A 23,920-nucleotide genomic window follows, 5' to 3' on the forward strand; every position below is an offset into this window, starting at 1 on the left:
ACCTGGCCGTGCTTAGGAAGCCGTCGGCGATTGCCGACTGGTTATCCAAGGCTGGCCTTTCTGACTCTCCGGCCTCGCGGATGATTCTTCTGGTGGGTACATTCCTGATCTTGCGGATCGGACTTGCCGCGGTCATCCCGCTGTCGATCGACGAGGCCTATGCTGTGGTGGTGTCGCGCAGCCACTCGCTCTCTTACTTCGATCATCCTCCGCTCGGCTTTGCGCTTGGCCGCCTGATGGCGGATATCACCGGATGCGAATGCCGGCTGTTTGTGCGGCTGCCCTATGTCGTGCTCGGCTCCCTGTCGGCACTGCTGCTCTACGACCTGACCCGCCTGGCCTATGGCGCCGTTGCCGCGTTCTGGGCGGTGGCGTGGTACACGGTTGCTCCCTTCTTCTTCATTTCGGCCGGCCATTTCGTGGTGCCGGACGGTCCGCTGAATTTCTTCCTGCTGGCGAGCGCCTGGGCCGTCGCGCCGATGCTGCTTGGCAAGGCGCCGCGCCATGCGCTCCTGCGATGGACCGTCGCGGGTGTAGCGCTCGGCCTTGCCCTGATGTCGAAATACCAGGCGGGGCTCTTCTGCGTCTCCGCCTTGCTCATCCTGCTGTCGACAAAGCCCGGCCGGGCCGAACTTGCCACGCCCGGCCCATGGGTCGCCGGCGCCATCGCGCTCCTCGGCTTGTTGCCGGTCGTGCTTTGGAACATGAACCATGGATGGGTGTCCTTCGCGTTCCAGTCCGGCAGGGGCCTGGCCGCCGAAGGCCATCTTCTGCACCCGGGAAACCTGGCGATTACCCTGCTTGGCCAGGCCGCTTATGTTTGGCCGGCGACGTGGCCTATTGCGATCGGATGCATGTGGTCGGCCGCCAGAAAAGAAGCATCGGTCGCCGATCGCTTCTTCGCACTGATCGCGGTGCTTCCGGTGGTGTTCTTTGGCCTGGCCGCGCTGTTCAGCGCCCATTCCTTGCCGCACTGGTCGATGAGCGGGTTCCTGTTTGCTTTTCCCCTCGTGGGCCAATGGTGCGGCCGGCTCGCGGAACGCAGGCCCGGGTTGCCGCGGGTGTCGTTCGCCATCGCCGCAATCGTCGTTCCGCTTCTGGCCGTGGCATTCGCGGTGCAGACGACGACGGGCGCCTTCACCAGGCCTTTCCATGAACGGGCAACGAAATTCGACATCAACTGGCAACTCGTCGACTGGTCGGCGCTGACCAATGACGCTCAGAGCAGCGATCTCAGCGGCTCCGACGCCTATGTCGTCGCCGCGGACTGGATGCAGGGGGCACGGATCGCCCATGCGCTCGGACCAAACGTCCCAATTGAAGTACTGCCGGGGGATCCGCGCCACTTCCAGTTCATGGACGACAAACGCCTTGATGCCCGGAGCACGGGGTTCCTCGTCGGGGCCCTGAATTTCGGCAAGGAGGCCGAGCGGGAAAAGGAATACCGCGATAGTCTCGGCAGAATTTTCGTCCCGAACGGTCCTGCCCGGCATGTCACCCAGAGCGTCGCGGGCTTCCCGATATTCGAGATCCTGATCCTGCCGATCAGGCGATCCAGCCCCTCACCGCCGACGCTTCAGGACAGGGCCGCGTCCCCAGACAGCAGGACTTTGCCATGAACCAGACATCTATATCCCGGTCGGCGGGCGGTTCCGTCGAAATGCCATCCGGGCCGGATCTCGTTGTGGTGGCGAACCAGAACAAGGGTGTGGAGCTGACCGTTGTCGTGCCCACACTGAACGAGCGCGCCAACATCGAGTTGCTGGTCGCCCGGCTGCATGAGGCGTTGCGGGGGATCGAATGGGAAGTCGTTTTTGTCGATGACGATTCGAAAGACGGGACGATCGCGGCGGTTCGCGACATCGCGGCCCACGACCCCCGGGTTCGCGGCATCAGGCGCATCGGCCGGCGCGGTCTCGCCGGCGCCTGCCTCGAGGGCGCTCTGTCGAGTTCAGCTCCCATCGTCGCCATCATGGACGGAGACCTCCAGCATGACGAGAAATGCCTGCCCAGGATGCTCGAGATCATGCGCGGCGGCGAAACCGATCTGGTTGTCGCCAGCCGGTATGGGAACGCGGGGAGCGCCGGCAGCGGATTGAGCCGGCTGCGTTCGAGCGGCAGCCGGCTGGCGACGCGTCTTGCGCAATTGTTGTTAAAGACGCCGATCAACGACCCGATGAGCGGGTTCTTCATGGTGCGCCGGGATATCGTCGAAACGGTCGCGCCACGGCTTTCGCAGCAGGGCTTCAAGATCCTGATGGACATCGCCGCGTCTTCGCCCAAGACCCTGCGCATTCGGGAAATCCCCTATGTGTTCGGTGCTCGTCTGCACGGGCAGAGCAAACTCGATTCCATGGTCGTGGCCGAATATCTGGGCCTGTTGATCGCCAAGGCGTCGGGCGACCTCATCTCGACGCGGTTCCTCGCCTTTGGCCTGGTCGGTTCGCTGGGCGTTCTGGTTCACCTGTTCGTCCTGCACGCGCTCTTGCCGGACGGCCTGCCCTTCGCCGCGGCCCAGACCATGGCCATGTTCACGGCAATGGCGTTCAACTACACGCTGAACAATGCCTTCACCTACCGCGACAAGCGCCGGCGTGGCTGGCGCTTCCTGACCGGGTTCGTCATGTTCGCGGCGCTCTGCAGTTTTGGTGTCGTGGCGGGTGTTGGCGTATCGGCGCTGCTTTACACCAGCCCCTCGCGGTGGTGGGCGGCTGGACTTGCCGCCGCCGCCGTGGGCTCGGCGTGGAATTACATCACCAATTCCGCCATCACATGGCGCACGCGCTAGGCCCGATCAGGCCCTCGCTCTCGGGAAACTCACGATTATCCCCAGCCCGGGATGGCAATCCTCAAGGACGACGGTCGCCCCATGCAGATCGGCTATGGCCCGTACCAGGCTGAGGCCAAGTCCGCTGCCTGGCGTGGTTCGGCTGCTGTCGAGCCGGTAAAGCCGTTGGAACACCTTCTCGCGCTCCTCGGCTGGAATTCCAGGCCCGTTGTCGCTGACTTTCGCAAGAATGTGGTCAGCTTCCCCCGTCACGGACAATCCGATGACCGTGCCTTTGGGGCAGTGCCGCAGCGCGTTCTCGACGAGATTGGCGAACAGCTGCGTCAGCAGTTCGCGGTCGCCATGTATCTGGCTTCCGGCCTGAAGCGCCGTTGCCGACAGGGACTTTCCGTCGTCCTCGGCCACATCGGCGTAGATTTCGGCGATGGTTTCCACCACCTCGCCGAGGTCCAGGTCGGTGAAGCGCGCCTTGCGCGCGCCAGCCTCGATCTGGGCGATGCGCAGCAGGGCGTCGAACGTCTCATTGATCTGGGCGCCTTCGGCTCGCGCTTCCGCCAGGTCGTCCGAAATCTCCTGGCCGAAACCCGTCTTCTGGGAGGCAACATCCAGGATCATCTGGAGACGGTTCAACGGCGTCTTCAGGTCATGCGCGATGTTGGCGCTGACCTGCCGCATACCGTCGACAAGCGCCGACAGTCGTTCGAGCGCGGCATTGACCTGGCTGGAAACGACGTCGATGTCGTCACCATTTCCGATCAGCGGGATGCGAGCGTCGAGCTTTCCATGCGAAACGTCCACCATGGTCGCGGCAATTCCGTCGAGACGGCGCTGGACGCGCGAGGCCAGAAGAGCGCCGCCGGTCACGGCGAGGCCCGTGATGATGAGCGTTCCCCAGCCGAAACTCATCAGGACAATCGTCTCCAGCTCCTCGGTTTCCGAAAGGCTGAAGGCGACGGTCAGGTTGTTTGCGCCAACCGAACCGGAATAGGCCCGGTATTCGACACCGGAGGGTGCGCCGGGCATTGCCGCCTTGAACAAGGAAAAGCCGTCGGGAAGGCCTGCCGCGGTAAAATTCCCGGCCAGGTGATTGCCGTCGGGACCGGTCAAGGAGAAAATCTGCTCCTTGATCGTGCTGAGCTTGGAATGGCTTTCGACCGTGGAAATCAGGTCTTCCAGGTCGCCATCGGCGTAAGTCGCCGCAACGACCGAATAGGTTTCGATGATCGTCTCGTCGAGCCGGTCGGCAAGGTCGGCACTCATCATCTGGTAAACGATGGCGCCCGACAGCACGAAGGCAAGCACGAACAGGAATGCGAACGTCAAGGCAAGCCGGAATGGCGTGCTGCGAAGCAGGCTAAACCGGTGCATGCAGGCTGTAGCCGGTGTTGCGGACGGTATGGATGAGCGGGACCTCGAACGGCTTGTCGATCTTGGTGCGCAGCCGGCTGATATGGGTCTCGACCACGCTGGTCTTGGGATCGAAATGGAAGTCCCAGACACGTTCCAGCAGCATGGTGCGGGTAATCACCCGTCCTTCGCCGCGCATCAGCACTTCCAGCAGGCTGAACTCGCGCGGCTGAAGCTCGATGGCGTGACCCTGTCGGGTGACACGGCGCATGATCAGATCCATCTCAAGGTCGGCGACCCGCAAAGTGGTCTTCTGCTCCTGCGCCGCCGGACGGCGGCCAAGTGCATTGATGCGAGCAAGCAGTTCGGAAAAAGCGAATGGCTTGACGAGATAGTCGTCGCCACCCGCTTCAAGTCCTTCAACGCGGTCGTCGACACCGCCGATCGATGTCAGGAAGATTGTCGGCGTGCGCACACCGGCGGCGCGGATCGCCTTGATCATGGACAGGCCGTCCAGGCCGGGGATCATCCGGTCCGCTATGATCACGTCATAGGCCCCGCGTGTCGCGGCAAACAGGGCGTCATGCCCGTTGCGCAGAAGATCACAGACATGACCGGTCTCGCTCAGGCCTTTCATGACATAATCGGCCGTTCGCGGGTCGTCCTCAATGAGAAGAAGGCGCATGATCGTTCCGGTCCGTTGCCGATGCTTTGTCGAAACGCGATGCTAGCATCGGCAAACACAGGTTCCTAGGATATCCGGTGGGCCCTGTCCTGACGTGTCTTGCCTCAATCGGATTCAAGCAGGATGTCCTCGATCTCGTCGGCGTCCTTCTTCAACGTCATGTAGAGGACGAGGGCGGCAATGCAGCCAAGGAAGGCCAGGCTGGTAAAAGTCGTTCCCCAGCCCAGGCCGCCATACTCGACCGGCTGCGAGAGCAGGTCGCCGAACGAGGCGCCGAGCGGCCGGGTCAGGATATAGGCAAGCCAGAAGGCGAGGATGCCGTTGAGCTTGAGGACATAGTAGGCAAAGGCAATGAGCGCGATCACGCCGCCAAACAAAAGGCCGGTGGTCAGATAGCCCATGTCGAAGCTTTCCGCGACCAGATCTCCAGCGGCGGTCCCCAGCGAGAAGGTGAAGAGGATCGCCAGCCAGTAGAAGATCTCGCGTTTCGTCGTGTGGATGGTGTGGATCGACAGCGTTCTTTCGCTGGCGTACCAGATCGCGAATGTCGCGGCGAGCAAGACGCTGAACACGATCGTTGTCGTCTGCAGGCGTACGCCGAAATTGTCGACGAGATTGTCGGTGATCAGGGTGCCGACGACACTTACGAGCACGACCGCCAGCCAGTAGGCCCAGGGTATGTAACGTTTCTGGGCAAACTGAAGGATGAGGGCGATGATCAGGACACCGGTCATCATCAGCGATGTGACCGTCAGGCCAAGACCAAGATTGACGGCGAGGTAGTCCGCCGCCGTTTCACCCATGGTCACGGCCATGAGCTTGATCAGCCAGAAATCGGCGGTGACATTCGGAACCCGGTTGAGAGGTGGTGCGATGCGTTGGGTGGGTGAGAGCATGGCCGGTGTCCTGTCCTCGAGGATATTGAGCGGGCTTACTTGCCCATGACCTTCATGGCTTGAGCGAAAAAGTCGTCGGCGCGCTTGTCGTCGTCGGCGTTGCAGCGCTCGATGCCCTTGGTTTCGAGATCCGAAACCTTGGCCTTGTCCGCGACATCGAGCTTCGCGGTGGCTTCCGCGGCCCGCAGCGCCTTGAGCGCGTCCTCGCAGGGCGTCGGCGCGGCGAATGCGGAAGCAATCGGATTGGTGATGGCAATGGTGCCGAGGGCGAGGGCAATAATAAGCTTTTTCATCGGAAGTTTCCTTGTCTGGCGCCGGATCCCGGCGACACTGAGCAATGCCGGCGAGGGCGAAATCTCGCCGGCATCCGCACAATAGGGACGTGAAATCACCTCCGTCTTTCCGGCGGCTTACAGTTTCGTAAAGATGGATACGAGGGGAAGGGAGCCACAAAGCAGACCGCTGTCGGGTCGCGCATGGCGAGCTGGTTTGCGGATTGCCCGGATTTGTTTTCAGCCAGATGCGCAAGCAGCAAAAGTGACGCAAGAATATTTCAAGTGAGGGCGATTTCCCGCCAAATTCATTTACCCTCTATTGATCAGCGCCGCGTCACGCGGCGAACGGCATCGGTCAGGATGACGAGGAGCCCACCACGAGAAGAATGCAGCCCACTGCCGAAGGCTTGACCGCCGTGATTGAGCTTCCGACCATATCGATGGGCATGTAGGCACGCAGGCGCTTGTAGTTATTCGGCTAATTAATTGAAGCGTGTGCTGCCGTGGCATCAGTCGAGAAGGAAATCAGACGCGACCAAGTCCGTCAAGCACCCTGTAATACTGGCTGACGGCGAAGACCCCGACCTTGCGCAGGGCATGCAGTGCGTAGGGGTCTGGCGTGGTCACCGGGAAGGGCAGGTCGGCCGGTTCGGTTCCGGTCGCAAGGCTGGACAGCAGCTTGCCGATGGCCGTGCATGTGGCGACACCGCGACCGTTGCAGCCAAGTGCCGTGAACAGGCCGGGAGCCAGCACGTGGATGTGCGGCATCGTGTCCTTGGTGATGGCAACCTTGCCGCTCCACACGAACGCGATCGGCGCATTCGCCGCCTGTGGGAAGGTGCGGGCAAGCGCTGCCTTCAACGGTGCCGCGTCGCTCATCGTCGGATTGTCGTCGACGGGGGAGCGGCCGCCCATGATCAGCCGGCCCTCGTGGCCCAGGCGAAAATAGAGCAGCAGCCGGCGCGTGTCGGCAACGCCCTGGCCGCCCGGCAGGATGGTCTCGCGTACCGCCGGCGCCAGCGGCTGCGTGGCGATCTGGAAGCTGGTGACGGGAATGACGGTCTGGCGAAGTCCGGGCCAGATATCTCCGGTATAGGCGTTCGTGGCCAGGATCACCTTTCGCGCACGGACGCTGCCCTGGCCCAGCTCCAGCGTCCAGCCCTTGCTCGTCGAACTCAGCCCGAGCACCGGCGCATTCGCCAGGATTGTAGCGCCTTGCGACATCGCGGCTGCCGCCAGCCCGCGCGCATAGCTGAGTGGCTGCAGCACGCCGCCGCGTGGATCGAACCAGCCGCCATGATAGGCATCGGGCGACGAGCCGGTCAGCGTCGCCATTGCCTGGCGATCGAGCAGGCGGGCCCCGACGCCGCGCGCATGCCATTGGCGAAAGCGCGGCGTCACGATCTCCTCGAAAGCCCTGACGCCATGCGCGCCCTGGATCCAGCCGCTGCGCCTGGCGTGGCAGTCGATGCCGTATTTCTCGATGATGTCGAAGACCAGGTCGGCCGCGCCGCCGATTGTCCTGGTGATGGCGGTGCCCAGCGCGTGACCGAATTTGGCTTCGAGCTTGTCGGGATCGTGCTTCAGTCCGGCGATGATCTGGCCGCCATTGCGCCCCGAAGCCCCCCAGCCGGGCTCGCTGGCTTCGACCACCACCACCTTCTTGCCGGCCTGCGACAGGTGCAGCGCGGCGCCGAGACCGGTATAGCCGGCGCCGACGATGGCGACGTCGGCAACAATGTCGCCCTTCGCCCGGGAATACTGCGGAGCAGGGGTCGCGGTCGCCGCCCAAAGGCTGGCTGGCAGGGCGAAGGGGCCGGCGGCGGGCATGGATGGCTCTCCCAAAGGGCATTTGACGGTAAGCGCTCCGGCAAGCGAGATGCCGGAGCGCCAAGACTTTGCCTCAGGTCACTCCAGCATCAGCTGGTTCCACTTTTCCTCATAGGCGACGGAGTATTTGTCGGCTTCGCCCTCGTTGAGGATCAGCATGTCCTTGATGTTGTCGGGCGACATGACGAGGATTTTCTTGGTCTCGGCGTTGGCGCCTGATGTCGCGGTGCTGAGCACGGGTCCATAGGTCTTGAGGGCAAGCAGCTTTGCCTGCTGCGGTTCGGCAAGCGCGAAGTTGATGGCCTCGTGCGCCAGATCCACATTGGGCGATCCCTTGGGGATGACCCACCAATTGGCCCAGGCGATGCCGTCCTTGTAGGTGAAGCCGACGGGTGCGCCTTCGGCTTCAGCGGCGAGCACGCGGCCGCTCCAGGCCGAGGACAGCGCCAGCTCTCCCGACGACAGCAGTTGCGGCGGCTGCGCGCCGGTGCCCCACCAGACCGAGACATGCGGCTTCAGCTCCTTGATCTTGGCCATCGCCATGTCGGCCTTCTCGGTGGTGTAGGGAAACACTTCCGACGGCTTCACGCCGGAAGCCAGAAGGGCGGCTTCGTAATTGTAGTAGAAGAAGCGGTAGAGGCCGCGCGGCCCGGGGAAGCGTTTCACATCCCAGAAGTCGGCCCAGGATTGCGGGCCTGCATCTGGAAACGCCGTCTTCGACCATGCGATTACCGTGGCGCCGGTCGAGGTGGCGATGCCATTCGGGGCGACCCAGCCTTTTTCAAGTGCCGAGGCATTGGGGATCTTCGACACATCGATCGGCTCGAGAAAACCCTCATTGCCACCTTGCCACACGGTGCGGCCGCCGACGTCGACGAGGTCCCATTCGACGGCCTTGGCCTGGACCATGGCCTTGATCTTGGCTGTCTCGGTCGGCGAGGTGTTGATGACGTCGATGCCCTTGAGCTGGCCGAACGGATCGATGAACGCCGCCTTTTCGGCATTCGACAGGGCGCCGCCCCAGGAGGTGAAGGTGAAGGGCCGGCCGGCAGCGTTGGCCAGCTTGGGAAGACCCGTCGCACCGGCCAGCAGGCCGCCCGCTGCCGTCAGAAGGAAAGTACGCCTATGCATCAGCTTTCTCCGTTTTGGTGGGTTTTGGTGGGGTATGAGGAACGGCACGGACATTGCCCGGCTTCCACGACACATGGACCCTGGCGCCGGCCTGCAATGTCCGGTCGGTGATCTGGCGGGCCGCGAGCGTCTGACCGCTCTCCAGCCTGAGGGTGAGCTGGGTGAGTTCGCCGAGATAGATCACCTCGACGATCTCGGCGACGACGCCGTCGCCGCCTTGGCCGAGCTCGACATGTTCCGGCCGGATCAGCAGCCGCGCCGGCTCGCCGGGCACTGTCCCCGGCGCTGCCTCGACGGCAATTGTCCTGCTGAATGCCTCGACATCGACCGAGGCCTGGCCGCCGGAGGTGGAGAGAACACGCACCGGCAACAGATTGGACTCGCCGATGAAGCCGGCGACGAAGGCGTTGACGGGGCGGTCATAGAGATCGTCGACCGTCCCCAACTGCTGGATGCGGCCGCTGTCCATCACCGCGATGCGGTCGGACAGCACCAGTGCCTCCTCCTGGTCGTGGGTGACATAGATGGTGGTGCGGCCAAGGCGTTGGTGAAGTCGGCGCAATTCGAGCTGAACCGAGCGGCGGAGCTGCTTGTCGAGCGCGCCAAGCGGTTCGTCCATCAGCAGCACGTCGGGTTCGATGACCAGCGCACGGGCCAGCGCCACGCGCTGCTGCTGTCCGCCCGACAGTTGCTGGATCGGCCGGTCGGCGAAGCCGTCGAGCCGCATCAGGGCGAGGATTTCAGCGACCTTTCCAGCAATGTCAGCTTTCGTTAGCCGGCGTACTGTCAGGCCATAGGCGACGTTCTCGCCGACGCTCATGTGCGGGAACAATGCGTAGTTCTGGAAGACCATGCCGATGTTGCGATGGCGGGCGGGCGTGTGCGTCACGTCGCGCTCGCCGATGCGGATTTCGCCCGCCGTCGGCTCGATATAGCCGGCAGTGAGGTTGAGCAGCGTCGTCTTGCCCGAGCCCGAGGGGCCAAGCAGCGTCAGGAACTCGCCGGCGTTCACATCAAGGTTTGTGGGTTCCAGCGCCTTGAAGCTTCCATAGTTCTTCGACAGGCCGGCAAGCCGCAGCGGCAGTCCTGATTGGTTCCCCGGCTTGATCATTGGGCCCGGCCTCCGGTCCTGCTGCTGACAATCTGCGCCAAGGCGAACAGCACGATCGCAAGCGCGATCATCACGGTCGCGGCGACGGCGATGACCGGGGTGAATTCCAGCCGGATCGATTCCCAGATCTTCACCGGCAGCGTCTTCGAGGAATAGCCGGCCATGAACACGGCGACGATCACCTCGTCGAAAGAGGTGATGAAGGAGAAGATGGCGCCGCCGACAATACCGGGCACGATGTTCGGCAAGGTGACGGTGCGAAAGATCGTCCATGGCCCGGCGCCGAGGCCGGCCGCCGCCTTCAGCCAGTTGTCGTCGACGGCGCGCAAGGCGATGCCAACATTGATGACCACGAAAGGCAGCGCCAGCAAGGCATGGCCAAGGCTCATGCCGAGGATGGTGCCGCTGAGGCCGACATCGAGCGCGCTGCGGTAGAGTGCCACGGCGGTGACGATGACCGGCACGATCATCGGCGCCAGGAACAGTCCGGTGACGATGGTGCGCAGGCGGCCGTCGATCCGGCGCAGGCCGATCGCCGCCAGTGTTCCAAGCACCACGGCGATCACCGTCGCCAGCGTCGCGACCTCGATGCTGTTGAACAGGGAGCTGCGCCATTCGGGATCGGCGAGGAAGCGCTCGTACCAGACATCGGACCAGGCACGCGGCGGCAAATAGATGAAGCTCGCCTTGTTGAAGGAGGCCGGAACCACCGCGAGGATCGGCAGCACCAGGAAGGCCAGGACCAGGCTGGCCCCGGCATTGGCGGCGATGCGCAGCAAAAGCGGCAGCCTGTTCATCGGGCGAAGAACCCTTTCTCCACCGGCAGCAGCCTCGCGGTCAGCGCCATCAGCACAAGCACGATCGCCAGCAGCGCCATCGAACCGGCGGCGGCGAGCGACCAGGCGAGACGGTCATTGACGAAGCTCGCGATCAGCATGGAAAGCGTGATGGCGTTCGAGCCGCCAAGCAGCGCGGGCGTGATGAAGAAGCCGAGCGACAGCAGGAAGACGAAGGTCGCACCGCCGGCAAGGCCGGGCAGGCAGAGCGGAAGATAGATGCGGCGGAAAGTGTCGAGCAGGCCCGCACCAAGCCCGTCGCTGGCCAGCAGCAGCCGGCGGTCGATGCGGATCATGGCGCCGTAGAGCGGCAGGATCATGTAGGGCAGGAGGATGTGAATCATGCCGATCAGCACGCCGACATTGTTGAACAGCAGGGCAAGCGGCGCATCGGTGAGGCCGGTGCTCATCAACAGCCGGTTGATCGGTCCGTTGCGTTCGAGCAGCATCATCCAGGCAAAGGTGCGCACCAGCACCGATATCCAGAAGGGAAACAGCACGCCATAGAGCGCCACCGCGAACCACACGCCTTTGAGGCGCGACAGCACATAGGCGACCGGCCAGGCCAGCAGCGCGCAAAGCACGGTGACGACGACGGCGACGACAAAGGTATTCCACATCACCTGGCGATAGACAGAGCTTTCGGCCAGGATGCCGAAAGTCGCGAACGGGCCGGCGGGATCGGTGAAAGCCAGGGAGAAAAGCCGCGCCAGCGGCACCACGAACAGCAGCGCCAGCACGACCAGGGCCGGGCCGAGCAGGCATGCGGTTTCGAGATGCCGGCGCGACATCAAGACCGGCACTCCTTTTGATTCCCGTGGTGCGCCGGCATGGGTCAGGCGACCTCGCTGAAGATGCCAAAACCGCGCTTGCGGATCTGCCCGGCGACGATCACGCGCTGGATTTCCGACGTGCCTTCCCAGATGCGGTCGACGCGGATGTCGCGGTAGAGCCGCTCGACCGGGTTCTCGCGCATGTAGCCGCGTCCGCCCAGGACCTGCAGCGCCTTGTCGATGACGCGGCCGGCGGTTTCGGAGCAATAGAGTTTCAACGCACTGGCATGGGCATGTACGCGCTTGCGGTCGAGGCCCTGATCGATCTCCCAGGCGACGCGGTAGAGCATCGACTTGGCGGCGAAGATGTCGACGGCCATGTCGGCCAGCATGAACTCCACGCCCTGGAAGTCACGGATCGGCCGGTCGAACTGGTGGCGAGTGGTGGCGTAGTCATTGGCGATCTCGGCGGCCCGCGTCGCCGCACCCACGGCATGCGAGGCGATCTGCAGGCGGGCCTCGACGAACCAGTCCTTGGTCAGTTCCAGACCCTGGCCTATGCCGCCCAGCATCCTGTCCTCGCTGACTGGCGTGTCCTCGAAGCGAAGCTCGGCATGGTCGAAGGCGAAATTGTGCATGAACTTCGGCGAGCGCAGATGCACCATATTGTTAGCCGGCTTGTCCACGAGAAACAGCGTCGGCTTGTCGGGATCATCATCTACATGGGCGTGGACAATGATGAAGTCCGAGGCGTTGTAGGAGGTGACGAACCACTTTTCGCCGGTCAGATGCCACATGCCGTTCTTCAGCACGGCGCGGGTCTTCACCCGACGCGGGTCGGAACCGGCCTCCGGCTCGGTGATGGCGAAGGCGCCACGGCGATGGCCATCGATCGAGGGGACCAGATAGTCCTGCTTCTGGGCGGGCGTGCCGAACTTCAGGCTGACCGGCGGACGCCAGACACAGCTCCACAGGCCGTTGGTGACGCGGCCGAGCTGTTCCTCGATCGCCGTCTGCTCGACCATCGACAGGCCAAGGCCGCCATTCTCCTTGGTATGGTTGATGCCAGCCAGGCCCCAGTCGCGAACCGCCTGCCTGACGGCCTCGCGGCGCTCCATCGGCAGCTCGCCATGTTCGTCGGTGATCTGCTCCAGCGGCAACAGCACCTGGTCGCAGAAGTCGCGGCCCTTCCTGGAGAGTTCCTTTTCGCGTGGGCTGAGGTCGAAATTCATAAAAGTCCTCGATTTACTCTGGTGAGCGGTTGGCATTGCGGGCGAGCACTAGTGCGTCGACGGCAACGCAGCCCCGATCGGAAACCAGCAGCGGGTTGACATCCATCTCGTCGATGAGATCGCCGAGATCGGCCGCCAGCATCGAGAAGCGGGCAAGTGCCGCGTAGATTGCTGGTTTGTCGGCGGGCGGCATGCCGCGCGCGCCATCGAGCAGGGGACTGGCCTTCAGCCGGCCGATCAAGGCTCGCGCCTGTCCGAAGCTCAGCGGCGGCAAGGCTACGGCTCGATCCCTGAGGATCTCGATCCAGATGCCGCCCGAGGCAACGACGAGATAGGGCCCGAACTGTTCGTCGCGGATCAGCCCGAAGGCGATCTCGACGCCCTTGTGCGCCATGGCGGCCACGAGCACCTGGGGGCCGAGCCGCGCCGACATGTCCGAGTAGCTCCGTTCCAGCGCGGCCTCGTTGGTGAGCCCGAGCACCACGCCGCCCTGGTCGGACTTGTGCTGGATGCCGGCCGCTGTCTTCAGGGCGACGGGAAAGCCAATGTCGCGCGCGGCTTGGAGGACCTCGGCCGATGTGTTGGCCTTGATCGAATGGGGCGTGGCGATGCCGTAGTCGGCCAACAACGCCAGAGCCTCGCTTTCGTCGAAGGGCAGGGCCTGTTGGAGGCGGGCCCGCCAGCGCTCGCGGATGCCCCTGGCCACCGCACGCGGGTAGGTATGCTGGAGGGAGCCCCTGTCGCGGAAGGCCAGCAGATTGCGGATAGCGTGCAGGCCCTCGTCGGTGCCGTCGATGACCGGCACACCGGCCTCCGTGGTCGCCAGGGCCAGTGCGCGGTGGTTCACCGTGGCATAGTTGCTGACGACCGCTACCGGCTTGCCGCTCTTGGCGCGGGAGCGGATCACCGCCCGGGCAAAACCTTCGGCGATATAGGAGCCGTCACGGATGTCCTGGAACAGAACGCCGATGGCGGTGTCGGGATCGGCGAGCATGGCGTCCATGCAGGCTTCGACATGGGTCTCGAAATCGGAGCCCGAACCCCAGACGTCGAGCGGGTTGGCCGGCTGCAGGCCGCTGTCGAGATGAAGCCGCAGCTCCTCTTTGGTCTTCTCCGAAATGACGGCGAACGGCACGCCGGCCCTGGCCGCGAGATCGGCGACCATTTCGCGTTCGCCGCCGGAATCGTGCAGGCTGGCAAGGCCGCCGCTCCCGGCCGGCCGGCCGGTGGAAAACAGCAGCAGATTGGCGGCCAGCTGGTCCAGCGTATCGACGCTGATGACGCCCCATCTGGCAAACAGCGCTTCGTAGGCGGCGGCGTCGCCGGCAATCGCGCCGCTGTGGCTGGCGGCGAAGCCCGCGCTCAGTTCCGTGCGCCCGACCTTCAGGACGACGACGGGGATGCCAAGACGGTCAGCCTTTTCAAGACAAATGGCAAAGTCGCGCGGCTTGCGGGCCGTTTCCAGGAACAGGCCGACGACCTTCGTCGCGGGCTGGTCGAGCGCCCAGTCGACATAGTCGGCGGCCGTCGTCGTCAGTTCGCGGCCGCTCGAGACACACAGCGAGAATTTCAGCCGCTGGTCATTGTAGGCGAGTGCGCTGAAAGCTGAGCCCGATTGGGTGATCAGCGCGACACCGCCGGGCTTCATGGCGAGGTTGGCCGCATAGCCGGAGACGCGCAGGCCGATGCCTGGATTGCAGAAGCCCATGCCGTTGCCGCCGCAAATGACGATGCCGGCATCCTCGGCGATCCCCGTCAACCGGTCGGCGAGGCCGTCATTGGCGGCGCCGGTCAGGTCGCAACTGGCGAAGATGGTGACGGCCCTGGCGCCGTGGCGGGCTGCATCGAGTAGGTTTTTTTCGAGCTGATCGTTGGCGACGCCAAGGACCACATGCTCGACCCTCTCGGGCAGACTCGCCAGACCGGGAAAGCACGGCACCCCCTCGACAGCGTCATATTTCGGGTTGATGGCGTAGAGCCGGCCCCGATAGCCATCCATCGCCGCCGCCCGCACCATCGTGTTGCCCGGCGTGTTGGGGCGGATGGACGCGCCGACAAAGGCAATCGATGCTGGCCGCAGCAGCGGATCGAGGCGATGCACGGCTTCTGTCATGCCGTCAACGGCGGCAATGGCTCCAATCAACAATCTGCTCCCTCGGCTCGTTCCCAAAGCCTTATCTGTCCTGCTGCCCGGTGTTCTTGGTTTTGCGGTTCAGCGGATGGGGTGACTATAAGACCCGGAATCGATCGCGCACGGTCCGAAATAGTCACGAGCCGATGACTACAGGTCATGGCTTCAGGAGGTGGTCGAGTTGCCGGGGGCCTCAGCCGGCCAGGATTTCCTGTTTCAACACGGCCATTTCGTTGAGCAGCCAGTCTCGCACCAGGATCGCCGGCTTGCGCAGCGGGCGCCTGGCCGTTGCCACCAGGTAATAGTGGTCGCCGGTGCGCAACTCATGCCGGCCGCCCTTGACCAGGCCCTTTTGCAGCAGTTCGTGCGCCACCACATGCCACCAGCCGAGCGCCATGCCTCGTCCCTTGATGGCCGACTGGATGACGAGCGTATAGTCCGAAAAGGTCAGGCTGCGGCTGCCCGCCGGCTGCGGATAGTCGAACTGGGCGAGGTAGCGCTGCCAGGGTATGCGGATCGAGCCGGAAAGGTGGGCAAGCGTATGCCGGCCGAGATCGGCGCAATCGTCGAGACTGCCATGTTCGGCCAGATAGGCCGGGCTACAGACCGGCAGCACGACCTCTTCCATCAGTTCCCAGCTTTGCTGCTCGGCGTTCGGCGGCTGGTTGTAGCGGATGGCGAGATCGACATCCTCGACCGGTCCGCTCGGCTCGCCGCGCACCAGCTGAAAGCGCAGGTCGATGCCCGGGAAACTCGCCTGGAACCGGTCGAAGCGCGGCATGAACCAGTGCATGGCAAAGGCCGATGAGAGGGACAGCGTGACGGTTCCCGCCTCGCCCTGCCGTGCGCGAATATCGTCCAGCGCGATCTCGATCTGCTGGAAGCCGCTGCCGACGGCGCCATAGAGCATGCGGCCTTCATCGGTCAGCTCGATGCCGGTTGGCGAGCGGATGAAAAGCTTGACGTCGAGATGGCTTTCCAACCGCGCGATCATGCGGCTGACCGCCGACTGGGTGACGTTGAATTCCCGCGCCGCGACGGTGAAATTGAGATGGCGCGCGGCGGCCTCGAACATGAAGATCGCGTTGGGCGAGGGAAGCAGTTTGCGCAGTGTCATGAAAGCCGGACGCCCTCGCGGTCCAAAGAGGTTTGAGATTATCGTTGACTGATCAATCAGTCTACGGAATTATATCGGTACCATCATCATCAAACGGGGCCGCCGGATGTCGTCGACTTCGGATGGTACGGGATCGGTGAACAGCCAGCCACACAAATCCGGGCGCAGACCGATGCAACGCCTCCCTGTGAATGCCGCCGGCGGCATGGCCGTCCTCGATGCGCGGGCCGATGGCTGGACGACGCTCACGGCTGCCTTGCCGCAGGACATTGCGCGGCGTGTGTCGACCTTGCAGGCGATCGCCGGCGTCGTCGGGGTTGTGCAACACAGCGCAGAAGGCCGACCCGTCGCGGTAATGGTCGGCCAGCGCCGACCAGCCGCGGCGATGATGCGCATCGTGCTGTTCTGGACCGCGCCGAGCTTTTTCCCGGCCGATACCGCCCGTGTCCTGGAGACGCTGGAGAAGGAAGCCTTCAGCCATGGCGTCCTGTGCCTGCGTGCCGACGAGGACATTGCTGGGCTTGTCGGTGCGCGGTCATGGCAAGGCCGGGACGGCTTTCGCGAGCATTGGATCGGCGGTCGGCCGGACCGGCGTCCGGAGGCTGCTCCGCCACTCTATCCGCAGAGCATAGGATTTACCTGCGGCCCCTCAGCGCTCGCCATGGCAATAGCCGGCCTCGATCCAGCGACGCAGCCCGATCGCGCCCTGGAGATCGAGCTGTGGCGGGAAGCCACTACGATCATTGGCCCGACCGGACCCGGCGGTTGCGACCCCTATGGCCTCGCGCTGGCGGCGCACAGGCGCGGGCTTCGGGTCGAAGTCTTCATGAGCAGCGAACAACCGATCTTTCTCGACCGTGCAAGCACGGATGAGCGTCGCGGCCTGATGGAATTCGTCCAGACCGGTTTCAAGCGCGAGGCCGGGCTGGTGGGCATTCCCCTGCGGCCTCGCGCCTTCGCGATCGACGAACTGCGACAGGCTCTGGATCGCGGGTTTCTGGCGCTAGTGCTGATCGATCAGGCACCGATGATGGGCTATACCTGCCCGCACTGGATCCTGGTCCATGGTCATGGCGAGGGGGTCTATTTCATCAACGACCCCTGGATCGAGCCGGACCGGTTGGAACAGCCGGCCGACGTGCTCGATCTTCCCGTCGCCGGGGCGATGCTGGACCGCATGGCCTGGTATGGCACGCCGGCCTATCGCGCCGCCGTGCTGGTCGGCGCGGGAAGGCGGATAGGGTAAGCGGCTTGCGGGCCAAACCCATCTGGCGCGACCCGCTCCCGTCTTCCGTGCCCCGATCAGAAGGTGATCGCCGTGCTCAGGAAGAATGTGCGGCCCGGCTCGGGAAAACCGTCGGCGAGCTGGTAGTCGGTGTCGAGAATGTTCCTGACGCCGAAATCGAAGCTCATATTCTCGCGCGGCCTGTAGTTCATGCTGAGATTGACCAAGGCAAAGCCCTTGGTCTGGAAGAAATTGTTCTCCAGGCGGTCGGTCGACCAGCGCGAGCTGTACAGTTCGATGCCCGGTGACACCGTGAGGTCTTCCCGCGGCAGCCACTCGGCATAGATATAGGCGCTGTGGTCGGGTGTGCCGATCGGCCGCAATCCGGGCCGGACCGGATCGATCAGCTGCCGCTTCAGATAGGTATAGCGGGCGCCGAGCGTCAGGTTGGACAGGGCCTCCCACTCGCCGTAGATCTCGACGCCATAGTACCTGCCGTCGCCGACATTCTGGTTCTGAACCTTTCCGCCGCCGACATTGTAGGACTGGATCACGTCGGTCAGGTCGCTGTAGAAGATCGAGCCGCCAACCTGGAGCGTCTTGAGTGGCCTGCCGGACCAACCCAGTTCGTAATTCGTGGCACGTTCGGGGCGCAGGTCCGGATTCGGCAGTGCGTCGCCAAAACGTGTGCTGAAGCGTTCGAACAGCGTTGGGAAGCGGCTTCGCGACGAAACGCTGGCATGGAATTCCGAAATGTCGCTCTGCCGGAAGATGCTGGCAAACTGCCAGTTGACAGCGGAACTGCCGCCGCGCGGATATTCGTAGAGGCCGGCGCCGGTGTTGTATTCCTGCGCGATGCTCAGCTTGTTGGTGTCGTAGCTGACGCCGCCGATGAAATCCAACCTATCAGTGGCATGGAACGTATCCTCCGCCGCGACCGACCACGTATCTTCCGCCGTCTTCTGCCACGGTTCGATGGTCGGACTCGGGTTGGAAGAGCCCGGCGCCACCAGCTGCTGCTCGTTGTGAACGTCCCGGCGGAAGTGGAGCGCCGTCTTCAGCGTGTTCATCGCGATCAATTCGGTGCCGCCCTCAAGGCTGAAACCGAGCGCGCGGTCCTTGTAGTAGCTGTCGAAAGATCGCGTCGTCACCCGCTTGCCGAACTTTGAATCGTCATAGGCCGACAGCAGATTGTCGAAGCTGTTGTAGTAGACCTTGGACTTTATGTAGGACTCATCGCCGATGGCCGTGTTGGAATTGAAAGCCAGGGTGCCGATGTTCCAGTATGGCCAGTTCCAGTTGCGCTGGTAGGTTGTGCCCGAGGGTTGCGATGTGATGCCGCGAACCGGTTCATGGACGCTATAGGGCGCGCCTTTTTCACCTTCCTGATGGGTGTAGCTGATCACATATTCGTCGGTGGCGTTCGGGGTAAAGCCAGCCTTCACGTTTGCCCGCCAGTCCCTGACGTTCGAAAAATCGCGGCGGCCGCCATCCTCGACCACGCCACCGCCAATGGTTACCGGATCGTAGTGGCGCGACAGGAACCAGCCGTCGCTGTTGCGGAATGAACCGCTGGCCAGCAGATAGAAATTCTCCTGCTTCGTGCCCGCTGAACCGGATGTGGTGAACGCCGCCACCTTGCCGGTATTGCCGACATCGACGCCGGTGCGAAGCTCGCCTTCAAGTTCGCGCGTCGGCTTCCTGGTCACTAGGTTGATGGCGCCGCCCATGCCGCCCGGGCCGCTGAGCACCGAGACATAGCCCTTCTGGATCTGGATCTCGGCGAGGTCGGGCGTGAGGAACCGGCCATAGTCCAGCCGGTTGTCGGCGGGAAGGTAGATGCGGACGCCGTCGACATAGAGCGGCACCTGAAAACGGTCGAAGCCGCGCACGAAGATCAGCCGTTCGTTGCGGCTGCCACCCGTATTGGCAACCTCGACGCCCGGCGTCGTCGCCAAGGCATCGTCCAGCGTGTTGCAGTTGCTTTTGTGAATGTCCTCGGCCGTCACCACGCTTTGCGAGATCGACTGGCCACCAATGCTGGATTGCTCGCTTGCACCACCATAGATGACGATCTGGCCAAGCTCGAAGACGGGCGGTGTCGTGCCGGCAAAACGCTCCTGCGCGGGCGCGTGCTGCTCATCCGGTTTCTTCTTCTTGATCTCCTGCTTTTCCTCGGCGGCAGCTGCCGCCAACGTCACGGTGCTCGACAAAAGCACCAACGAAATTCCAGACAATATGCGTCGCAATGGATCGCCCCCCGATCGTATTTCAAACCCAGTTTACGACCGCCGACGCAAAGGTTCGGCTGCCTGGCTTCCCACAGCCGGGCCGGTCGTTATATTTTCATGAATACAGAGGATTTTTGTTTGTTCAAGTGTCGTTAGCCGATTACGCGAATGGACCAACGCATTGCCCAATGATTAGTCCTGCGATGGGCCAATGGCTCCGGTGGTTCCGCTTGACCGATGTATCCGATCAACCATAACTATGCCCATCCAACACTCGCTGGGCACGGAGACGGTCATGAATCGCCGCGGTTTTCTGATCGCACTGGGCCTGATGCTTCAGGCGCTGCTCTTTTCTCCACAGATGGCCGGCGCCGAAACACGCGCCTTCGTCGATGCGGCCGGCCGCAAGGTCGAAATACCGGACAATGTTCATCGCGTGCTGGCGGCCGGGCCGCCGGCCTCCGTGCTGCTCTATGCGCTGGCGCCGGACAAGATGGTCGGCTGGGTGCGCGAACCGAGCGCGGACGAGAAGGCATTCATCGCCGCGCCTTACCACGACCTGCCCGCCTATGGCCGCCTGACCGGCAAGGGCAACACGGCCAATATCGAGATGGTGCTGAAGATGAAGCCCGACCTCATCATCGATGTCGGCACCGTCGATGCCACCTATGTCTCGCTCGCCGATCGCGTTCAGCAGCAGACCGGCATCCCGTACATCCTCATCGACGGCTCTTTCGCCAAGACGCCGGATTCGCTGCGCACGCTGGGCGACCTGTTGGGCGTCAAGGACAAGGGCGAAGAACTGGCTGGCTATGCCGACGCCACGCTCAAGCGGGTGGATGCCGTGGCCGCCGCCGTTCCCGCCGACAAGCGGCCCCGCGTCTACTATGGCCGGGGCCCGAAGGGGCTCGAGACCGGCCTGGCCGGCTCCATCAACATGGAGGTTCTCGGCGCTGTCGGCGCGGCCAACGTCGCCGAGGCTGCCGGATCGGGCGGGCTGGCCAATGTCTCGCTCGAACAGGTGCTGTCCTGGAATCCCGAGGTGATCCTTACGCTCGATCCCAACTTCCAGGCTTCGGTGCTGCACGACCCGCTATGGGCTGGGATCGCGGCGGTCAAGCAGGGCCGGGTCTACCGCGCGCCGACATTGCCGTTTGGCTGGTTTGATTCACCGCCCGGCGTCAACAGGCTCATCGGCGTGGCCTGGCTGACCAGCGTGCTCTACCCCGATAGCCATGTCGATCTGCGAACGGAGACGCGCGACTTCTACAAGCGCTTCTATCATGTCGAGGTCACCGATGAGCAGCTCGATGGCTTGCTTGCCCAATCCTCGGCCAAACCATGAGCGCAGGCCGGCCAAAAGCCGCCGCTCTTATCAGGACCGCTGCTCCACCGGTGCTGCTGGTCGTCGTGGTCCTTATCTCGTTGGTTATCGGCAAATATAACGTCTCGGCCCGAGATATCGCAGCGGTCATCGGCGCGAAGCTGTCGGGAATGCCGAGCGGCCTGCCCCCGACCGTGGAGACCGTGATCTGGAATGTGCGGCTTCCGCGCGTCGCCTGCGGCCTGTTCGTTGGGGCTTCCCTCGCGGCCGCCGGAACGGTTTACCAAGGTCTTTTCCGCAACCCGCTGGTCTCGCCGGACATACTGGGTGTCTCGGCTGGCGCCAGCCTCGGCGCTGTGCTTGGCATCTTCCTGTCGCTTCCCGTCCTGGCCATCCAGGGCTTGGCCTTTGCCGGTGGGCTGGCAGCCGTCGGGCTGGTCTACATGATCGGTGCCGCCGTTCGCGGCCATGATCCCATCCTTGTCCTGGTCCTCGCCGGCGTTGCCATCGGCGCCCTGCTCGGCGCCAGCATCTCGCTGCTGAAAGTGCTTGCCGATCCCTACAATCAACTGCCGGCCATCACCTTCTGGCTGCTCGGCAGCCTGGCCAGCGTGACGCGCGGCGATTTCCTGTCGGTGCTGCCGGCCATGATCGTCGGCTTGATTCCGATGGTGCTGTTGCGCTGGCGGGTCAATCTGATGACGCTGGACGACCAGGAGGCGCGCGCGCTCGGCATCGAGACGACGCGCATGCGGATCATCCTCATTGCCGCGGCAACGTTGATGACGGCGGCGGCGGTGTCGATCTCCGGCATCATCGGCTGGATCGGCCTTCTGGTGCCGCACGTGGCGCGAGTCCTTGTCGGCCCGAATTTCTCAAGACTGCTGCCCGCTTCGCTGCTTCTGGGCGGCGGCTATCTTGTCGCCGTCGACACGCTGGCGCGCAGCATGGCCGAGATCGAAGTGCCCCTGGGCATCCTGACGGCGGCGATCGGCGCGCCGTTCTTCATCTGGCTGCTGATGACGACGCGGCGGGGATGGCAATGATCCTGTCGGCCGTCGATCTGGCTTTTGGTTATGGTGGTGCGCCGATCGGACGCGACCTGACGCTGTCCGTCGACCAGGGCGAGGTGCTTTGCCTGCTCGGGCCCAATGGCTGCGGCAAGACGACATTGTTCAAGACGCTGCTCGGCCTCATTCCGAGCCAGGGCGGTCGGCTGGAGCTGGACGGGCGGCCGGTATCAGCGTTTTCGCGGCCGGAATTCGCCAAGCGCGTCGGCTATGTGCCGCAAGTCAGTGTCGGCTATTTTCCGTTCGAGGTGATGGATGTCGTGCTGATGGGAAGGGCAAGCCGCATCGGCGCCTTCTCGCTGCCTTCCGCCGCAGACCACGCTGTGGCGCGGGCAGCACTCGACACGCTCGGCATCGGGCATCTGAGTTCACGAAGCTATGCGGCGATCAGCGGCGGCGAGCGCCAGATGGTGCTGATCGCGCGAGCGCTGGCGCAGGAGCCGGCGCTGATTGTCATGGACGAACCGACGGCCAGCCTCGATTTCGGCAACCAGGCCCGCGTGCTCGAACGCATCGGCGCGCTGGCCGCGTCCGGCCTGACCATTGTGCTGTCGACGCACGATCCGGGACATGCCTTCGCTTGCGCCGACAAGGTCGCGCTGATGAAGGCGGGAAAGCTCGTGGCCATGGGATCGCCCGAAACCGTGCTGACGCCGCAAGCATTGGGCGACCTCTACGGCGTGGAAGTGACGGTGGCCTGGCTGGAAGAGGCTGGCCGCTACACCTGTGCCCCTTCCTTGAGGCAACTGAGCAGGCCGGTTTAAAGCGGTTCGGTGAACCGCTCCAACTATTGTTGCTACGCAATTCCGGGCGGAAAATCGCTACACACTTTTCCTGGAATTGCTTATGCGCCCAGCGGATACGGCATGTAGCCGACGAAGCCGGCTATCTTCCAGCTGCCCTGTACCCTGGTGCAGAAATACAGCGTCTGCCATTTCAGCCTGTCAACGCTGCCGTCGGCCTTGGCTACGGTGCCGTCGAATTTCTTGTGCAGCACGGCGCGGTCGCCGTCGACGTCGATGTCACGCAGGTTGGTGACGCGAAACAGCGCCTCGCGCAGCGGCTCGGCGAATTTCGTTGCCGCGGTTTCCTTGGCCTGCCGCAGCCACTCGTCGCGATAGACCTCGAGCCTCGGGAACTGCAGCCGCCAGGCGTCGGCATTGCCGAGGAAATGCGCGTGCATGCCGAAGAAGCTTTCTGCCGCGAAATCATTCTCGACCATCGACCAGTCCTGGCCGATGAAGGCGTCGATGTCGCGCCGCACCAGCATGTCCCAAAGCGCGTGGCGGTCGGCATCGCCGGTGGGAAACGGGTTCTTGTCGAAGGTCATTCTGTTCTCTCCTGTCCGGCTCTATGCTGGCCGAACGGCCGGCTTCGTTGTCTGCGATGACATCAATTGTGACGCAAGATGCTGAGGCGCTTGTAATAAAGCAACATTTTTTTTGGAAAAATGTTGCTTTCCAACAAGGGCTCTATGAGGATCATGGCGACGGGCCTAGAGGATCGCATTGTCCCGTCAATTCAACAGGAGGATATCCCTTGCCCAAGCAATGTTTCGGAACGTCGCATGTCCCGCTCTCTCCGGCCGTCCGCGCCGGCGACACCGTCTATATTTCGGGCCAGGTGCCGGTCGGCAGTGACGGCGTGGTGGTCAAGGGCGGCATAACCGAGCAGACCGAACAGGTGCTGGCGAATGTGAAGGCCGCCCTGGCGCTCGCCGGCTGCACCATGGACGACGTGGTCAAGACAACGGTATGGCTCGAGGACGCGCGCGATTTCGGCGCCTTCAACGCTGTTTATGCCAGGCATTTTCCCAAGAACCCGCCGGCACGCACCACGGTCGAATCGCGGCTGATGATCGACATCAAGATCGAAGTCGAAGCGGTCGCCTACCGGCCGCTCTGACGCGACGAAGCAA

The 23,920-nt window shown here is 63.6% G+C and carries 21 protein-coding genes; 7 read left to right on the plus strand and 14 right to left on the minus strand.

Annotated elements, in window-relative coordinates; genetic code table 11:
- Positions 1-92 precede the first annotated feature (92 nt).
- The gene (locus LGH82_RS19755; RefSeq protein ID WP_227344339.1) at positions 93-1,619 is read left to right on the plus strand and encodes an ArnT family glycosyltransferase; all 1,527 of its coding nucleotides are present in this window, start codon (positions 93-95) and stop codon (positions 1,617-1,619) included.
- Positions 1,616-2,788: a glycosyltransferase family 2 protein gene (locus tag LGH82_RS19760; protein ID WP_227344340.1), complete on the plus strand. Its 1,173-nt coding sequence runs from the start codon at positions 1,616-1,618 to the stop codon at positions 2,786-2,788. The genes LGH82_RS19755 and LGH82_RS19760 overlap by 4 nt, the downstream gene beginning before the upstream one ends.
- Positions 2,789-2,794: 6 nt before the next feature.
- Here the strand turns inward: LGH82_RS19760 and LGH82_RS19765 are convergent, their stop codons facing one another.
- The 12 genes from LGH82_RS19765 to LGH82_RS19820 form a co-directional block, all read right to left on the minus strand.
- Positions 2,795-4,156, minus strand: a complete 1,362-nt coding sequence (locus LGH82_RS19765) for an ATP-binding protein (RefSeq protein WP_227344341.1) — start codon at positions 4,154-4,156, stop codon at positions 2,795-2,797.
- On the minus strand, positions 4,143-4,820 hold the full coding sequence (locus LGH82_RS19770; RefSeq protein ID WP_227344342.1) for a winged helix-turn-helix domain-containing protein: 678 nt from the start codon (positions 4,818-4,820) through the stop codon (positions 4,143-4,145). Before LGH82_RS19770 ends, LGH82_RS19765 begins: the two co-directional genes overlap by 14 nt.
- A gap of 104 nt (positions 4,821-4,924) precedes the next feature.
- Positions 4,925-5,716, minus strand: coding sequence for a hypothetical protein (locus tag LGH82_RS19775; protein WP_227344343.1), 792 nt, complete (start codon positions 5,714-5,716; stop codon positions 4,925-4,927).
- A gap of 35 nt (positions 5,717-5,751) precedes the next feature.
- Positions 5,752-6,009, minus strand: a complete 258-nt coding sequence (locus tag LGH82_RS19780) for a hypothetical protein (protein WP_227344344.1) — start codon at positions 6,007-6,009, stop codon at positions 5,752-5,754.
- A 507-nt stretch (positions 6,010-6,516) separates the two neighbouring features.
- Positions 6,517-7,821: an NAD(P)/FAD-dependent oxidoreductase gene (locus LGH82_RS19785; RefSeq protein ID WP_227344345.1), complete on the minus strand. Its 1,305-nt coding sequence runs from the start codon at positions 7,819-7,821 to the stop codon at positions 6,517-6,519.
- Between the two features lie 78 nt (positions 7,822-7,899).
- On the minus strand, positions 7,900-8,952 hold the full coding sequence (locus LGH82_RS19790) for an ABC transporter substrate-binding protein (protein WP_227344346.1): 1,053 nt from the start codon (positions 8,950-8,952) through the stop codon (positions 7,900-7,902).
- Positions 8,945-10,063 (minus strand): ABC transporter ATP-binding protein, encoded by a 1,119-nt coding sequence (locus LGH82_RS19795; RefSeq protein WP_227344347.1) that lies wholly within the window; start codon positions 10,061-10,063, stop codon positions 8,945-8,947. The genes LGH82_RS19790 and LGH82_RS19795 overlap by 8 nt, the downstream gene beginning before the upstream one ends.
- On the minus strand, positions 10,060-10,860 hold the full coding sequence (locus LGH82_RS19800) for an ABC transporter permease (RefSeq protein WP_227344348.1): 801 nt from the start codon (positions 10,858-10,860) through the stop codon (positions 10,060-10,062). Before LGH82_RS19800 ends, LGH82_RS19795 begins: the two co-directional genes overlap by 4 nt.
- On the minus strand, positions 10,857-11,690 hold the full coding sequence (locus LGH82_RS19805; RefSeq protein WP_227344349.1) for an ABC transporter permease: 834 nt from the start codon (positions 11,688-11,690) through the stop codon (positions 10,857-10,859). The genes LGH82_RS19800 and LGH82_RS19805 overlap by 4 nt, the downstream gene beginning before the upstream one ends.
- 44 nt (positions 11,691-11,734) lie before the next feature.
- Positions 11,735-12,904 (minus strand): acyl-CoA dehydrogenase family protein, encoded by a 1,170-nt coding sequence (locus LGH82_RS19810; protein WP_227344350.1) that lies wholly within the window; start codon positions 12,902-12,904, stop codon positions 11,735-11,737.
- 13 nt (positions 12,905-12,917) lie between these two features.
- Positions 12,918-15,047 carry an acetate--CoA ligase family protein gene (locus LGH82_RS19815; RefSeq protein ID WP_227344351.1) on the minus strand — a complete coding sequence of 710 codons (2,130 nt, stop codon included), beginning with the start codon at positions 15,045-15,047 and terminating at the stop codon, positions 12,918-12,920.
- A gap of 181 nt (positions 15,048-15,228) precedes the next feature.
- The gene (locus LGH82_RS19820; protein WP_227344352.1) at positions 15,229-16,152 is read right to left on the minus strand and encodes a LysR substrate-binding domain-containing protein; all 924 of its coding nucleotides are present in this window, start codon (positions 16,150-16,152) and stop codon (positions 15,229-15,231) included.
- Positions 16,153-16,324: 172 nt separating this feature from the next.
- On the opposite strand from LGH82_RS19820, the gene LGH82_RS19825 reads away from it, so the two are divergent.
- Positions 16,325-17,398, plus strand: a complete 1,074-nt coding sequence (locus LGH82_RS19825) for a peptidase C39 family protein (protein ID WP_227344353.1) — start codon at positions 16,325-16,327, stop codon at positions 17,396-17,398.
- 56 nt (positions 17,399-17,454) lie between these two features.
- Here the strand turns inward: LGH82_RS19825 and LGH82_RS19830 are convergent, their stop codons facing one another.
- Entirely contained in the window at positions 17,455-19,596 is a 2,142-nt protein-coding gene (locus LGH82_RS19830) for a TonB-dependent receptor plug domain-containing protein (protein WP_227344354.1), read from the minus strand.
- A 307-nt stretch (positions 19,597-19,903) separates the two neighbouring features.
- Between LGH82_RS19830 and LGH82_RS19835 the strand changes: the two genes are divergently transcribed.
- From LGH82_RS19835 to LGH82_RS19845, 3 genes are read left to right on the plus strand one after another with little or no spacing between them, the layout of a single operon-like run.
- The gene (locus LGH82_RS19835) at positions 19,904-20,953 is read left to right on the plus strand and encodes an iron ABC transporter substrate-binding protein (RefSeq protein ID WP_227344355.1); all 1,050 of its coding nucleotides are present in this window, start codon (positions 19,904-19,906) and stop codon (positions 20,951-20,953) included.
- On the plus strand, positions 20,950-21,978 hold the full coding sequence (locus LGH82_RS19840) for a FecCD family ABC transporter permease (protein WP_227344356.1): 1,029 nt from the start codon (positions 20,950-20,952) through the stop codon (positions 21,976-21,978). Before LGH82_RS19835 ends, LGH82_RS19840 begins: the two co-directional genes overlap by 4 nt.
- Positions 21,975-22,766: an ABC transporter ATP-binding protein gene (locus tag LGH82_RS19845; protein ID WP_227344357.1), complete on the plus strand. Its 792-nt coding sequence runs from the start codon at positions 21,975-21,977 to the stop codon at positions 22,764-22,766. The genes LGH82_RS19840 and LGH82_RS19845 overlap by 4 nt, the downstream gene beginning before the upstream one ends.
- Before the next feature lie 80 nt (positions 22,767-22,846).
- Here LGH82_RS19845 and LGH82_RS19850 read toward each other — a convergent pair whose 3' ends face one another.
- A complete protein-coding gene (locus LGH82_RS19850; protein ID WP_227344358.1) occupies positions 22,847-23,332 on the minus strand; it encodes a hypothetical protein in 486 nt (161 codons plus the stop codon).
- Between the two features lie 209 nt (positions 23,333-23,541).
- Here LGH82_RS19850 and LGH82_RS19855 point away from each other — a divergent pair, with 209 nt between their 5' ends.
- Complete coding sequence (locus LGH82_RS19855; RefSeq protein WP_227344359.1) at positions 23,542-23,907, plus strand: RidA family protein; 366 nt, start codon at positions 23,542-23,544, stop codon at positions 23,905-23,907.
- The last annotated feature ends 13 nt before the right edge of the window (positions 23,908-23,920 follow it).

Origin of the sequence: Mesorhizobium sp. PAMC28654 (assembly GCF_020616515.1) — a bacterium.
In the GTDB taxonomy this organism is placed as follows: Bacteria; Pseudomonadota; Alphaproteobacteria; order Rhizobiales; family Rhizobiaceae; genus Mesorhizobium.

Excerpts from the sequence above, each read along its gene's own strand:
- LGH82_RS19760 (WP_227344340.1), top strand. The coding sequence starts at position 1,616 with ATGAACCAGACATCTATATCCCGGTCGGCGGGCGGTTCCGTCGAAATG.
- LGH82_RS19765 (WP_227344341.1), bottom strand. The coding sequence starts at position 4,156 with ATGCACCGGTTTAGCCTGCTTCGCAGCACGCCATTCCGGCTTGCCTTG.
- LGH82_RS19770 (WP_227344342.1), bottom strand. The coding sequence starts at position 4,820 with ATGCGCCTTCTTCTCATTGAGGACGACCCGCGAACGGCCGATTATGTC.
- LGH82_RS19775 (WP_227344343.1), bottom strand. The coding sequence starts at position 5,716 with ATGCTCTCACCCACCCAACGCATCGCACCACCTCTCAACCGGGTTCCG.
- LGH82_RS19780 (WP_227344344.1), bottom strand. The coding sequence starts at position 6,009 with ATGAAAAAGCTTATTATTGCCCTCGCCCTCGGCACCATTGCCATCACC.
- LGH82_RS19785 (WP_227344345.1), bottom strand. The coding sequence starts at position 7,821 with ATGCCCGCCGCCGGCCCCTTCGCCCTGCCAGCCAGCCTTTGGGCGGCG.
- LGH82_RS19790 (WP_227344346.1), bottom strand. The coding sequence starts at position 8,952 with ATGCATAGGCGTACTTTCCTTCTGACGGCAGCGGGCGGCCTGCTGGCC.
- LGH82_RS19795 (WP_227344347.1), bottom strand. The coding sequence starts at position 10,063 with ATGATCAAGCCGGGGAACCAATCAGGACTGCCGCTGCGGCTTGCCGGC.
- LGH82_RS19800 (WP_227344348.1), bottom strand. The coding sequence starts at position 10,860 with ATGAACAGGCTGCCGCTTTTGCTGCGCATCGCCGCCAATGCCGGGGCC.
- LGH82_RS19805 (WP_227344349.1), bottom strand. The coding sequence starts at position 11,690 with ATGTCGCGCCGGCATCTCGAAACCGCATGCCTGCTCGGCCCGGCCCTG.
- LGH82_RS19810 (WP_227344350.1), bottom strand. The coding sequence starts at position 12,904 with ATGAATTTCGACCTCAGCCCACGCGAAAAGGAACTCTCCAGGAAGGGC.
- LGH82_RS19820 (WP_227344352.1), bottom strand. The coding sequence starts at position 16,152 with ATGACACTGCGCAAACTGCTTCCCTCGCCCAACGCGATCTTCATGTTC.
- LGH82_RS19825 (WP_227344353.1), top strand. The coding sequence starts at position 16,325 with ATGCAACGCCTCCCTGTGAATGCCGCCGGCGGCATGGCCGTCCTCGAT.
- LGH82_RS19835 (WP_227344355.1), top strand. The coding sequence starts at position 19,904 with ATGAATCGCCGCGGTTTTCTGATCGCACTGGGCCTGATGCTTCAGGCG.
- LGH82_RS19840 (WP_227344356.1), top strand. The coding sequence starts at position 20,950 with ATGAGCGCAGGCCGGCCAAAAGCCGCCGCTCTTATCAGGACCGCTGCT.
- LGH82_RS19845 (WP_227344357.1), top strand. The coding sequence starts at position 21,975 with ATGATCCTGTCGGCCGTCGATCTGGCTTTTGGTTATGGTGGTGCGCCG.
- LGH82_RS19850 (WP_227344358.1), bottom strand. The coding sequence starts at position 23,332 with ATGACCTTCGACAAGAACCCGTTTCCCACCGGCGATGCCGACCGCCAC.